Annotated in this window: 11 protein-coding genes, 1 tRNA gene and 1 pseudogene; 9 read left to right on the forward strand and 4 right to left on the reverse strand. The window is 68.9% G+C overall.

The window, feature by feature from the left end; translation table 11 throughout:
• Window positions 1-370: 370 nt before the first annotated feature.
• Window positions 371-835 carry an NUDIX hydrolase gene (locus ABEA26_RS32280; RefSeq protein WP_345597154.1) on the reverse strand — a complete coding sequence of 155 codons (465 nt, stop codon included), beginning with the start codon at window positions 833-835 and terminating at the stop codon, window positions 371-373.
• Window positions 836-853: 18 nt separating this feature from the next.
• Between ABEA26_RS32280 and ABEA26_RS32285 the strand changes: the two genes are divergently transcribed.
• The 7 genes and pseudogenes from ABEA26_RS32285 (at window position 854) to ABEA26_RS32315 (ending at window position 6,644) form a co-directional block, all read left to right on the forward strand.
• Window positions 854-1,633, forward strand: coding sequence for a GntR family transcriptional regulator (locus ABEA26_RS32285; protein WP_345597156.1), 780 nt, complete (start codon window positions 854-856; stop codon window positions 1,631-1,633).
• A gap of 139 nt (window positions 1,634-1,772) precedes the next feature.
• Window positions 1,773-2,129 (forward strand): SCO3933 family regulatory protein, encoded by a 357-nt coding sequence (locus ABEA26_RS32290; RefSeq protein ID WP_279566084.1) that lies wholly within the window; start codon window positions 1,773-1,775, stop codon window positions 2,127-2,129.
• Between the two features lie 3 nt (window positions 2,130-2,132).
• The gene (locus ABEA26_RS32295) at window positions 2,133-3,488 is read left to right on the forward strand and encodes an FtsK/SpoIIIE domain-containing protein (RefSeq protein ID WP_345597157.1); all 1,356 of its coding nucleotides are present in this window, start codon (window positions 2,133-2,135) and stop codon (window positions 3,486-3,488) included.
• An 84-nt stretch (window positions 3,489-3,572) separates the two neighbouring features.
• A pseudogene (locus ABEA26_RS32300) lies at window positions 3,573-3,869 on the forward strand (DUF2637 domain-containing protein); the annotation flags it as partial.
• Window positions 3,870-3,883: 14 nt separating this feature from the next.
• Window positions 3,884-5,263, forward strand: a complete 1,380-nt coding sequence (repSA, locus tag ABEA26_RS32305) for a replication initiator protein RepSA (RefSeq protein WP_425587934.1) — start codon at window positions 3,884-3,886, stop codon at window positions 5,261-5,263.
• Window positions 5,257-5,475, forward strand: coding sequence for a helix-turn-helix domain-containing protein (locus ABEA26_RS32310; RefSeq protein ID WP_345597158.1), 219 nt, complete (start codon window positions 5,257-5,259; stop codon window positions 5,473-5,475). Before repSA ends, ABEA26_RS32310 begins: the two co-directional genes overlap by 7 nt.
• Window positions 5,475-6,644, forward strand: a complete 1,170-nt coding sequence (locus tag ABEA26_RS32315; RefSeq protein WP_345597160.1) for a tyrosine-type recombinase/integrase — start codon at window positions 5,475-5,477, stop codon at window positions 6,642-6,644. Before ABEA26_RS32310 ends, ABEA26_RS32315 begins: the two co-directional genes overlap by 1 nt.
• A gap of 89 nt (window positions 6,645-6,733) precedes the next feature.
• Here ABEA26_RS32315 and ABEA26_RS32320 read toward each other — a convergent pair.
• Window positions 6,734-6,807, reverse strand: a tRNA-Gly gene (locus ABEA26_RS32320).
• A 567-nt stretch (window positions 6,808-7,374) separates the two neighbouring features.
• On the opposite strand from ABEA26_RS32320, the gene dcd reads away from it, so the two are divergent.
• Both dcd and ABEA26_RS32330 read left to right on the forward strand, forming a co-directional pair.
• Window positions 7,375-7,950 (forward strand): dCTP deaminase, encoded by a 576-nt coding sequence (dcd, locus tag ABEA26_RS32325; RefSeq protein ID WP_279566075.1) that lies wholly within the window; start codon window positions 7,375-7,377, stop codon window positions 7,948-7,950.
• Window positions 7,951-7,978: 28 nt separating this feature from the next.
• Complete coding sequence (locus tag ABEA26_RS32330; RefSeq protein ID WP_345597162.1) at window positions 7,979-8,476, forward strand: phosphoribosyltransferase; 498 nt, start codon at window positions 7,979-7,981, stop codon at window positions 8,474-8,476.
• A 72-nt stretch (window positions 8,477-8,548) separates the two neighbouring features.
• Here the strand turns inward: ABEA26_RS32330 and ABEA26_RS32335 are convergent, their stop codons facing one another.
• Both ABEA26_RS32335 and ABEA26_RS32340 read right to left on the reverse strand, forming a co-directional pair.
• Window positions 8,549-9,571: a Yip1 family protein gene (locus ABEA26_RS32335; RefSeq protein WP_345597164.1), complete on the reverse strand. Its 1,023-nt coding sequence runs from the start codon at window positions 9,569-9,571 to the stop codon at window positions 8,549-8,551.
• A gap of 179 nt (window positions 9,572-9,750) precedes the next feature.
• Window positions 9,751-12,033 carry a (Fe-S)-binding protein gene (locus ABEA26_RS32340; protein ID WP_345597165.1) on the reverse strand — a complete coding sequence of 761 codons (2,283 nt, stop codon included), beginning with the start codon at window positions 12,031-12,033 and terminating at the stop codon, window positions 9,751-9,753.
• Window positions 12,034-12,119: the final 86 nt, after the last annotated feature.

The raw sequence follows: 12,119 nt of genomic DNA on the forward strand, positions 1-12,119 counted from the left end.
CTAGCGGCTATGGAATTTCCGATGACACTCGCTGCGGTGGGTAGGCGAAGTGGTCGGTGGAGCGGCTTTGGGCTGGAGCTGCTTTGGGGCGAGTGATCTTGGCCCCGTAAGCTGATGGCGAGTCGGGCAGTCTGTGGACCTGCCCGTTAAAGCACGACGTTGGGGCCAAGATCTTAGAGGCTCGCCCCAAAGTGGCTGCCTAAAGCCGTGGAGCCGACCGCCCCAGCCACAGAGGGTGTCTCCCCACTTCATGCCCGCAGCCGCCGAGCGCGCCGCCGGGCGCGGCCAGCCGGGGCGAAGACAGGAGGCGGGCCGCGCCCGGCGGCGCGCGCCCGTGTCTTGCGCGGGCCTTGATGAAGTAGGGAAAGTCTTATCCCGCTGGGATGAGGTGCTTGCCATCGTGGCTTCGTACGTGAGGACCGTTGCCGTCCAGGGCATCCAAGAGCCTGACTGCGTAGACCTCGGCCATGTACTTACTCACCTCGTCGGGCGTGAGCCAGGAGACGGCTGTCGACTCGCTGGACGTGCGCTCGACGCCGCCGGAGGGTTTGCACCGGAAGACCAGGGCGACGATGCCTCGGGTGGTGTTCTTGTAGACGCCGGTGAGTTCGTCGACCTCGACCTGGACGCCTGTCTCCTCCAGGACCTCGCGGGCGACGCCGGCTTCCGGGGTTTCGTCCAGTTCGAGTACGCCGCCGGGGAGTTCCCAGGTGCCGTTGTCGGCTCGGCGGATCGCCAGGAGGCGGCCGTCTTCGCGCACCACTACCCCGGCTACGGACACGGAGTGCAGGGGCGTCGACGTTGCTTCCTGTGGTTGACTCATGTACAGGAGCATAGGAGGCAGAGAAGGACTATGGGAACTGCGGTAGAGGGGGGCAGGTCCGGGCCTCGGTACGTGCAGATCGCGGACGAGATCGTGCAGCAGATCCGGGCGGGTGTGCTCAAGCCTGGTGACATGGTGCCGAGTGAGTCGGAGCTGGTGGACCGCTACGGCGTGTCCGGGGGCACGATCCGTAAGGCCATGGTCGAGGTGCGGGCGAGTGGGCTCGTCGAGACCCGGCACGGCAAGGGTTCGATCGTGAAGGACCGGCCGCCGGTGCGGCACCGTTCTTCCGACCGCTTCCGGCGCTCGCTCCGCCAGGGGGGCAAGGCCGCGTACCTCGCGGAGTCCGCGCAGTCCGGTGCCACGGCCAAGGTGAGCGTCCTCTACATCGGCCCGATGGAGGCCCCCGCGGATACCGCCCAGCGGCTGGGCGTTCCCGCCGGCACTCAAGTGCTCGCCCGGCGGCGTCTCTACTTCCGCAACGGCACCCCGGTCGAGACCGCCTCCTCCTACCTTCCGTGGGACGTCGTCAAGGACATCCCCGAGCTGTTCGCCGAGAACCCCGGCGGGGGTGGCATCTATGCCCGACTCGAAGACCACGGGCATGAGTTCGCGGAGTTCGTCGAGACGCTGCAAGCGCGGCCGGCCTCCAAGGCGGAAGCTTCCGAGTTGGCGCTGAGTCCGGGTGCGCCGGTGGTTCATCTGATCCGGGAGGCTCGTACGACGGCTGGAGTCGTGGTGGAGGTCTGCGACACGCTCATGGCTGCTGATCAGTTCGTTTTCGAGTACCGGATCCCTGCGGCCGACTGACGCTCGCTCAACTTCTCGCAACCCGTCGTGACTTCGGTGTCGCGGCGGGTTGACTCATGTATAGGAGTGGTGCACTCTTCTTCATGTCACTCGTGTACATGAGTGACAGAGTCCAGCACCTATAGAGGAGTGATCCGCTGTGCGTCAGATCCCCGTCGACACCTCCGCTGCGGTCGTGATGGTCGCCAAGACCCCGGAGCCCAAGGTGAAGGACCGCCGGACCGGCGAACTGGCCCTCGACGCCGAGACCGGCGCGAAGCTGATGACCGTGAACGTGATGTTCGCGGCCAACGATGAAGTCGAGATCCTGTCCGTCACCGTCCCGGAGACCGGCATCTCCGGGGAGCTGACCATGGGCACCCCGGTCGCGCTCACGGGTCTGATCGCCCGGCCGTGGGAGAACGACTTCAACGGCCAGAAGCGGCACGGCATCGCCTTCCGCGCGGTCGCCGTCACCTCGCTGGCCACCACGGGCACGGGCTCGAAGGCGGCCTGAGCCATGACGTGGCCGACGGTCTTACTGCTGGTGGTCGTCGCCGCTGCGGGGCTCCTGCGGTGGCGGCGTCCCGCCTGGTACTGGATGACCTTCGGGGTCACCTTCGCTGTCGTGCGCGTCCTGGTCCGCTACGCCTCCGTCATGGAGGCCTGCGGGCTGACGGTCCCGCCCTCGCGCTGGCGCCTCATGCTGGCCCGGATGACCAACCGCCCGGCGCCGGAGTCCCGCGCGCCGCGCATCCTGCGGCTGCGGCCCACCCACACCGGCCTGGTCCTGAGGCTCAAACTCCGCCCGGGACAGGACGCCTTCGACGTCGCCGCCGCCTCGGACCGGTTGCGCCACTCCTTCGGGATGTACGGCGTCACCTCCCGTGAGCTGCGCTCCGGTGTGGTCGAGATCCGGATGACCGGCTACGACGTGCTCAAGCGGGTGCAGATGCCGGCCAAGACCGACGCCCGCCCGATGCGTGTCCCGGTCGCGCTGCGGGAGGACGGATCGGTGCACTACCGCGACTACCGCGTCGTCCCGCACGGTCTGACCCTCGGGGCCACGGAGTCCGGCAAGTCCGTCTATCAGCGCAACCTCGTCGCCGGGCTCGCCCCGCACCATGTCGCGCTGGTCGGCATCGACTGCAAGCAAGGGGTCGAGCTGTTCCCGCTGGCCCGCCGGTTCTCCGCGCTTGCCGACAACCCGGATACCGCGCTGGAGCTGCTGGAGGCGCTGGTGTCCCACATGCAGGACGTGTATCAGCTCATCCGCGCCGAGCAGCGGATCAGTGTCGCCGTGCCGGATGCGGAGATCGCCGCCGACATCTGGGACCTGCCCGAGGACGTGCGGCCGGTGCCGGTCGTGGTCCTGGTCGACGAGGTCGCCGAACTCGCGCTCTTCGCGAGCAAGGAGGAAGAGAAGCGGCGGGACCGGATCATCACCGCCCTGGTCCGCCTCGCCCAGCTCGGCCGCGCGGCCGGCGTCTACCTGGAGATCTGCGGGCAGCGCTTCGGCTCCGAACTCGGCAAGGGCATCACCATGCTCCGCGCCCAGCTCACCGGCCGCACCGCCCACCGCGTCAACGACGAAACGTCCGCGAACATGGCCTTCGGCGACATCGCCCCGGACGCCGTCCTCGCCGCCATCCAGATTCCCGCCGAGACACGCGGAATCGCCATCGCCGGAGACTTCACCGGCGGCTGGCACCGCATCCGCGCCCCGCACACCACGCTGCGCCAGGCCGTGAACGTCTGCAACAAGCACGCCGACCGCACACCCGAGTTGCCCGCCCTCGCGCCCTTCCGGCCCGCGCTCGCTCCGTTGCCCTCGGCCCGCGTGCCGCTGTCCAAGACAGCGCCCGCCACCGCCTGACTCCTCCCCCTCCCACGGTCGGCGCGACCGTCCTTCGCGCCGGGTCCCTACCCCCGCCTTGCCTAATCACAGGAAGGAGCCGTGATGGCCCGCCCCGCACTCCGCGTCGACGCCGTACTCGTTCAGGCCGTCATTGCCGGGGCACTGTCCTTCGCCCACCTCCACGACCTCGCCGCCGCTGCCGGACAGACCGGCTGGAAAGCCTGGGCCTATCCCGTCTCTGTCGACCTGCTCCTGGTCGCCGCCTGGCGACGGCTGCGTACCGACGGGCCGTCCCGGCTGGCCTGGTGCTGGTTCCTCATCGCCCTCGTAGCCTCCCTCGGCGCCAACGTCGCCACCGCCGGACTCCTCGACCTCGACGACGTCCCGGCCTGGCTGCGCATCCTCGTCGCCGCCTGGCCCGCCCTCGCCTTCATGGGCGGCACCCTCCTCGCCCACTCACCCGCCAACCCCTCCTCGGCCCCGCCACCCGATGGGAAGACCAGATCCGCCGCACCGGCGGCTGCTCCGACCCCATCCACCTCACCGGCTGGACCCTCCACAAGGACAAGATCACTGGCGAAACCCTGCACCACTACACGACCGCTGTTGAGCCTGGCGGGCGCCTCCGTCTCGCCTGCGGCAACCGCCGCGCCTCCCGCTGCCCGGCCTGCGCCTGGACCTACGCGGGCGACACCTACCACCTCATCCGCGCCGGCCTCGCCGGTGACGACCGCCGCGACATCCCCGCCACCGTCCGCGATCACCCGCGCGTCTTCGCCACACTCACCGCGCCCTCGTTCGGCCCGGTCCACAACCGTCCCGATCACGGCGTCTGCCGCTGCGGCACCGGCCACGCTCCCGACGCGCTTGAACTGGGCACCGCCCTCGACCCGGCGACGTACGACTATGCGGGCGCAGTGCTGTTCAACAACCACGCTGGGCAACTCTGGCAGCGCTTCAGCACCCGCCTGCGTCGCGAACTCGCCGCCCGCGCCGGCCTTCCCCGCCGGGAACTCGCCGACCACGTCCGCCTTTCGTACGGCAAGGTTGCTGAGTTCCAGAAGCGTGGTGCCCTGCACTTCCATGCGGTGATCCGGCTCGACGGACCGGAGGGTCCCGGAACGCCGCCGCCCGCGTGGGCCACGGTCGGTGTCCTCGCCGATGCGATCGGTGCGGCTGCGGCCCACTCCTACACCTCGGTCTCAGTACCGGCCGCAGGGGACCAACCGGCCCGGTCGTTCCGCTGGGGCACACAGCTCGACGTCCGGCCGGTGAGGGCGTTCGGGGACGGCTCCGACATCACCGAACAGGCCGTCGCCTCGTACGTCGCCAAGTACTCCACCAAAGCCGCGGAGAACACCGGCACCCTTGACCGCCGCATCGGGGAGCTCTCCGAACTCGAACGTCACCGGGTCCCGGACCACACCCGCCGACTGATCACCGCGTGCCGTGACCTGGACGGCCTGTACCCGGACCGGCGCCTCTGGGCCTGGGCGCACATGCTCGGCTTCCGTGGTCACTTCTCCTCCAAGTCCCGCCACTACTCCACCACCCTCGGCACCCTCCGCCAGGCACGCGCCGACTACCGCGCCGCACAAGACGCCGGGGGTATCGGCCTGGACGACCGCGAGCCGGACACCGTCCTCGTCCTTACCGACTGGCAGTACGCCGGGCACGGCCACACTCCGGGTGAGTCCGCTCTCGCCGCCACCATCGCTCGGGACATCCGACTCAACCGGGAGACCGCCCGTGAGGCTCTGGCCGCGCTGTCTGCCGACGAGAAGGAGTGGTAACCGTGGACCGCCTCCTCACCGTGGACCAGGTCGCCGATCGCCTCGGTACGGGCGTCCGCTTCCCCCGCCGCCTCATCGAGGAACGCCGCATCACCTTCGTGAAGGTCGGTCGGCACGTCCGCATCCCCGAGAGCGCCGTAGAGGCGTACGTGGACGCCCACACCGTGGAACCGGTGAGGCTCCGACGCGCCGGACTGTGGAGGGCTGCCTGATGGCCAATAGGAAGGGAAGGCGTCGGCGCTTCGGTGCGGTGCGGCAGTACCGGTCCGGCCGGTGGACGGCTTCGTACCTTGGGCCCGACGGCGAGCGCAACCGTGCGGAAGAGACCTTCGAGACCAAGAAGGACGCCGAGATCTGGCTGTCCCAGGTCGAGGCAGACCTCAGCCGCGGGGACTGGCGCGCTCCTGATGCCGGGGCTGTCAACTTCGGCGTCTACGCCGAGAAGTGGGTCGAGGAACGAGAGCTGGCGGTTCGTACCGAGGACCTGTACCGACACCTCCTCCGACTGCACATCCTCCCGACCTTCGGCACATTCGACCTGGACGAGATCACGGCACCCCGCGTGCGCGAGTGGCGCGCTGAGCGGCTCCGCACTACCGCCGCCAAGACGACCGTCGCCAAGTCGTACCGCCTCCTCAAGGGCATCCTTGAAACGGCTGTCGACGACGACCTGGTCAGCCGCAACCCGTGCCGCATCAAGGGCGCGGGCAAGGAATCGGCCGCTGAACGGCGCATCGCCACCGTCGCCCAGGTGGACGGCCTCGCCGACGCGATCGACATCCGCTGGCGCCTGATGGTCTACCTCGGCGCGTACGGCCCGATGCGCCCCGAGGAGCTGGCCGGCCTCCGCCGCCGGGATGTCGACCTCGACCACATGGTGATCCGCGTCCGTGTCGCCGAGCCGGAGCGGACCAACGGCAAACGCGCTCCCGGTGAGACCAAGTCCGATGCCGGTGTCCGGGCCGTCGTCCTCCCGGCCTTCCTGCACAAGGAGGTGAGGCAGCACCTCGCGTGGTTCGCCGAGAAGGGGCCGGACGGTCTGGTCTTCGTCGGTGAGAAGGGCGCACCTTTCCGGCGCACCTCGTTCGGGCGGAAGTGGCGACGGGCCCGCACGGTCGCCGGTCTTCCGGAGGGGTTCCGCTTCTACGATCTGCGGCACACCGGGCACACGCTCTCGACCCGTTCGGGGGCCACCCTCAAGGACACGATGGTCCGCGCCGGTCAGTCGTCCGAGAAGGCCGCGCTGATCTATCAGCACTCCGACGAGGAGCGGCAACGTGATGTGGCTTCGGGGCTCGACGACATGGTGCGTGCCGAGCGTGCGAAGAACCACACCGGCGACGACGACGCGCACCACAAGGACCGGCCCGGGACCGGGTAGCGCGTCCTTATGGTGCGGTTGTGGTGCGCAGCCTGCCCACTGGTCCAGACAACAAAGAACCCCCGGGTCAATGACCTGGGGGTTTCTCATGGAGCGGGTGACGAGAATCGAACTCGCACTCTCAGCTTGGGAAGCTGATGTTCTACCACTAAACTACACCCGCGCAAGACGCCGACCGCGGTCGGTGCCTGGACTCTCGCTCACTCTACCCCATCGCCGCCCCACGGTGTTCTCACCGTGGGGCGGCGGGCGTTTCGGATGGGGGTGATGCGGCTGCGGGGGGCCGGAGTTGGGGCGTACGGTGGGGGCCCGGCAGCAGGTCCGGGAGTGGGGCCGGGTGGGGCCGGAGTGCCGCCTGGAGAGTCGTCTCTTTGATCCCGTACTGTGGCTTTTGTCGTCAGGGTAGTAAGCCAGACGCGGCTCTTGGGGAAGGGACTTGAAGGACTTGATGGATCGCACCGTCCTCCGCTGTGCCGATGGGCACGTGTTCACCGCCGCCTCGTTCCCGATGCAGCAGGCCGAGCGACTCGGCCCCGGCCGGCTCGTCCGATGTCCGCGGTGTGCGCGGCTGCGGAGTGCCGTGCCGGTGGGATCGGGGAAGCGGTAGCCGGTCTCCCGGAGGGGAGACCCCCCCGGCGGGACCCAGTAGGACTCGTAGGGCCCAGTAGGACCGGGCGCGCGGTGCGGCGGCGATTGTCGCTGCTCCGCGCGCCTTGCGTATCCTCGGTGCGTGCTTCTCTCAGACAAGGACATCCGGGCCGAGATCGATTCCGGGCGGGTCCGCATCGATCCCTTCGACGACTCCATGGTGCAGCCGTCGAGTATCGACGTGCGCCTCGACCGCTACTTCCGGGTGTTCGAGAACCACCGGTACCCGCACATCGACCCCTCCGTCGAGCAGACGGACCTGACCCGGCTCGTGGAGCCGGAGGGGGACGAGCCGTTCATCCTGCACCCCGGTGAGTTCGTGCTGGCCAGTACGTACGAGGTCGTCTCACTGCCCGACGACCTCGCCTCGCGGCTGGAGGGGAAGAGCTCGCTCGGGCGGCTCGGACTCGTCACGCACTCCACCGCCGGGTTCATCGACCCCGGCTTTTCCGGGCACGTGACGCTCGAGCTCAGCAATCTCGCGACCCTGCCCATCAAGCTGTGGCCGGGGATGAAGATCGGGCAGCTCTGCCTGTTCCGGCTCACGTCGCCGGCCGAGCACCCGTACGGGAGCGAGCGGTACGGGTCCCGTTACCAGGGACAGCGGGGGCCGACGGCCTCGCGGTCCTTCCTCAACTTCCATCGGACCCAGGTATGACCAGCGAGAACGCAGGCGGGACGCGCGCATGAGTGATGTTCGGGAGAATCTGACCTACGAGCAGTTCGGCGTCGCCGTGCGCGAACTCGCGCAGGCCGTCGCCGACGACGGGTACGAGCCCGACATAGTGCTCTCCATCGCGCGTGGCGGGGTCTTCGTGGCGGGCGGGCTGGCCTACGCCCTCGACTGCAAGAACATCCACCTCGTGAACGTGGAGTTCTACACCGGCGTCGGCACCACGCTCGAGATGCCGGTCATGCTCGCGCCCGTGCCCAACGTCATCGACTTCTCCCGGAAGAAGGTCCTCATCACCGATGACGTCGCCGACACCGGCAAGACGCTCAAGCTGGTGCGGGACTTCTGCCTGGACACCGTCGCCGAGGTCCGCAGCGCCGTGATCTATGAGAAGTCCCACTCGCTCGTCCAGTGCGAGTACGTGTGGAAGCGGACCGACGACTGGATCAACTTCCCGTGGTCGGTCCAGGAGCCCGTAGTGCGGCGGTCCGGGCAGGTGCTCGACGCCTGACGTCCGAGTCCACGGACATGCGGAGGGGCCCACGGCGCGATGCCGTGGGCCCCTCCGTGCGTCCGTCGGGCGTCAGAACGTGCCGAGCTTCACGATCGACAGCAGCGCGATCAGCTGGATCGCGGACGCGCCGAGCGCCTTCGGCCAGGGCAGGTCGTGGGAGCGGCCGACCATCAGGGTCAGCAGCGCGCCGCCCGCGACCCAGGTGACCCAGCCGAGGATCTGGACGAAGGGCGCGTCGCCGCCGGCGAACATCGCGATGACCAGGCGCGGGGCGTCCGTGATCGACATGATGAGCATGGAGAGGCCGACCGTGGGCTGCCACGCGCCGTCACCGCCGAGCTGGCGGGCCAGGGTGTGGGTCACCACGCCCAGGATGAACGCGCTCAGCACCATCGCCACGGCCGTGGTCAGGACGATCGGGATCGCGTTCGAGAGGGTGGCGTTGATCGCCTCCTCGCGGGCGCCGTCGAAGCCGAAGACCGCCAGCAGGCCGTAGAGGAACGTCACGATGAGCGCCGGGACCCACATCGCGTAGTCCCGCATCTGCAGGAAGGTCTGGTTGGGGGCGAGGACGACGCCCCTCAGCAGGGCCTTCCAGTGCAGGCGGGGACCGACCGGGCCGGGCGGAGGGGCGGCGCCGGCGCGGTAGGTCCCGCCCTGGGTGTAGGGGTCGTCGCCGACCGCGAACGCCTGGGTGTGGCCCGGGTTGTTCGCCGCGTACGGGTCGTACGGGGCCTGGCCTCCCTGCGGGTGGTGCGGCCCGCCCTGGGGGTAGCCGCCGTCGCCGAAGTACTCCGGCTCACCGTGTCCTTGGCCGTGCGGCTGCGGCCACGGTGAGCCGCCGGGGGCCGGGCCGCCACCTCCGTACGGCTGCTGCGGGTACGGCTGTTGAGGCGTCGCGGGACCGCCGTACGACGGTCCCTGGGGCGCCTGCTGTCCGTACGGAGGGTTCTGCGGTCGCGCGTGAGGAGCGCCGTTGTCCCGGCCGCGTCCGATCCTGAATCCAGCCACGTCTTCGAACGTACCTGGTCCCGGAGAGTGACGTGCCGGTACCGGCCCTTCGGAACGTCCTTTGCGGCTGAGCTGTGACATCCCTTACGGGTGTTCCCCGAGGACTCCCCGAGGACTCTCCGACGATTCCCCCGAGGGGTCCTCCTCGGTTACCTCGTCCGATGCCTCATCGGACACCGCGTACCGGTGGTACACGGCGACACCCCCAGGTCCGTGGGGAACCGTACGGGCCTGGGGGTGTCGGCGAGGGGAGGGGCCGGTTACTTCACCGGTTCCGGTGTCGGCTCGCTCTCCGTCTCCGGCTCGCCCGCCGGGTCGGCCGGGGTCCTGACGGAGTCGAGGAGGAGCTGGGCGACGTCGACGACCTGGATGGACTCCTTGGCCTTGCCGTCGTTCTTCTTGCCGTTGACCGAGTCGGTCAGCATGACGAGGCAGAACGGGCAGGCGGTGGAGACGATGTCCGGGTTGACCGAGAGGGCCTCGTCCACGCGCTCGTTGTTGATGCGCTTGCCGATCCGCTCCTCCATCCACATCCGCGCGCCGCCGGCGCCGCAGCAGAAGCCGCGCTCCTTGTGGCGGTGCATCTCCTCGTTCCGGACGCCCGGGACGGCGGCGATGATCTCGCGCGGAGGCGTGTAGATCTTGTTGTGGCGGCCCAGGTAGCACGGGTCGTGGTACGTGATGATGCCCTCGACCGGGGTGACCGGGAGCAGCTTGCCCTCGTCCACGAGGTGCTGGAGCAGCTGGGTGTGGTGGATGACCTCGTAGTCGCCGCCGAGCTGCGGGTACTCGTTGCCGAGGGTGTTGAGGCAGTGCGGGCAGGTGGCGACGATCTTCTTCGCCGACTTCGGCTTCGCCGACTCGGGCAGCACCTTGCCGTCCTCGTCCATCTCCTCGCCGAAGGCGGCGTTGAGGGACATGACGTTCTCCATGCCGAGCTCCTGGAACAGGGGCTCGTTGCCGAGGCGGCGGGCGGAGTCGCCGGTGCACTTCTCGTCGCCGCCCATGATCGCGAACTTGACGCCCGCGATGTGGAGGAGCTCGGCGAACGCCTTGGTGGTCTTCTTGGCGCGGTCCTCGAGGGCGCCGGCGCAGCCGACCCAGTAGAGGTACTCGACCTCGGTGAGGTCCTCGATGTCCTTGCCGACGACGGGGACCTCGAAGTCGAGCTCCTTGAGCCACTCCAGGCGCTGCTTCTTCGCCAGGCCCCAGGGGTTGCCCTTCTTCTCCAGGTTCTTGAGCATCGTGCCCGCCTCGGACGGGAACGCCGACTCGATCATGACCTGGTAGCGGCGCATGTCGACGATGTGGTCGACGTGCTCGATGTCCACCGGACACTGCTCGACGCAGGCGCCGCAGGTGGTGCAGGACCACAGGACGTCCGGGTCGATGACGCCGTTCTCTTCGAGGGTGCCGACCAGCGGGCGCTCGGCCTCGGCGAGGGCGGCCGCGGGGACGTCCTTGAGCTGCTCCTCGGAGGCCTTCTCCTCGCCCTCCATCGTCTTGCCGCCGCCGGCCAGCAGGTAGGGGGCCTTGGCGTGAGCGTGGTCGCGCAGGGACATGATCAGGAGCTTGGGGGAGAGGGGCTTGCCCGTGTTCCAGGCGGGGCACTGCGACTGGCAGCGGCCGCACTCGGTGCAGGTGGAGAAGTCGAGCAGGCCCTTCCAGGAGAAGTGCTCGACCTGGGAGACGCCGAAGACGTCGTCGTCGCCGGGGTCGGTGAAGTCGATCGGCTTGCCGCCGGACGTCATCGGCAGCAGCCCGCCCAGCGCGGTGCCGCCCTTCGCGTCGCGCTTGAACCAGATGTTCGGGAAGGCGAGGAAGCGGTGCCAGGCCACGCCCATGTCGGTCTTCAGGGCGACCGTGATCATCCAGATGAAGGAGGTCGCGATCTTCAGGCCGGCGAAGAGGTAGACGAGGTTCTGGAGCGTGGAGACGTCCAGGTCCTGGAGCGCGGAGACGACCGGGTACGAGATGAAGAACGACGCCTCGTAGCCGTCCACGTGATGGAGGGCGCCCTCGAGGGCGTGCAGCATGAAGATGCAGACGCCGACGATGAGGATGACGGCCTCGACGAAGTACGCCTGGCCGAAGTTGGAGCCGGCGAAACGGGACTTGCGGCCCGGCTTGTTCGGCTTGCTCAGCTGGCGGATCCCGATCAGGACCAGGATGCCGAGCACCGTCATCGTGCCGATGAACTCGACGAAGACGTTGTAGGGCGCCCAGTCGCCGATGACCGGCAGGATCCAGTCGGCCTCGAACAGCTGGCCGATCGCGTTGACGATCGTCAGCAGCAGGGAGAAGAAGCCCACCGCCACGAACCAGTGCGCCACCCCGACGATGCCCCAGCGGTTCATCCGGGTGTGGCCGAGGAACTCCCTGACCACGGTGATGGTGCGCTGCGTGGGGTCGTCGGTCCGGGTGCCGGCCGGTACGGGCTGGCCCAGCCGCATGGAGTTGTAGATCTGCAGGACGGCGCGGCCGAACAGTGCGACGCCGACCACGATCAGGACCAGCGACACGATGATCGCGGCGAGTTGCATTTTGGGGCTCCTCGGGCCTGCGAGGTTTCGAGGGCCGAAGTCACCGACCTGGTCGACACCTCGGTCGTCGTGCGGTCCGAGGACGT

It is taken from the genome of Streptomyces marokkonensis (assembly GCF_039539045.1).
Taxonomy (GTDB): Bacteria; Actinomycetota; Actinomycetes; order Streptomycetales; family Streptomycetaceae; genus Streptomyces; species Streptomyces marokkonensis.

Coding starts and splice junctions, on each gene's coding strand:
- ABEA26_RS32280 (WP_345597154.1), bottom strand. CDS start 835: ATGCTCCTGTACATGAGTCAACCACAGGAAGCAACGTCGACGCCCCTG.
- ABEA26_RS32285 (WP_345597156.1), top strand. CDS start 854: ATGGGAACTGCGGTAGAGGGGGGCAGGTCCGGGCCTCGGTACGTGCAG.
- ABEA26_RS32295 (WP_345597157.1), top strand. CDS start 2,133: ATGACGTGGCCGACGGTCTTACTGCTGGTGGTCGTCGCCGCTGCGGGG.
- ABEA26_RS32315 (WP_345597160.1), top strand. CDS start 5,475: ATGGCCAATAGGAAGGGAAGGCGTCGGCGCTTCGGTGCGGTGCGGCAG.
- ABEA26_RS32330 (WP_345597162.1), top strand. CDS start 7,979: ATGAGTGATGTTCGGGAGAATCTGACCTACGAGCAGTTCGGCGTCGCC.
- ABEA26_RS32335 (WP_345597164.1), bottom strand. CDS start 9,571: ATGTCACAGCTCAGCCGCAAAGGACGTTCCGAAGGGCCGGTACCGGCA.
- ABEA26_RS32340 (WP_345597165.1), bottom strand. CDS start 12,033: ATGCAACTCGCCGCGATCATCGTGTCGCTGGTCCTGATCGTGGTCGGC.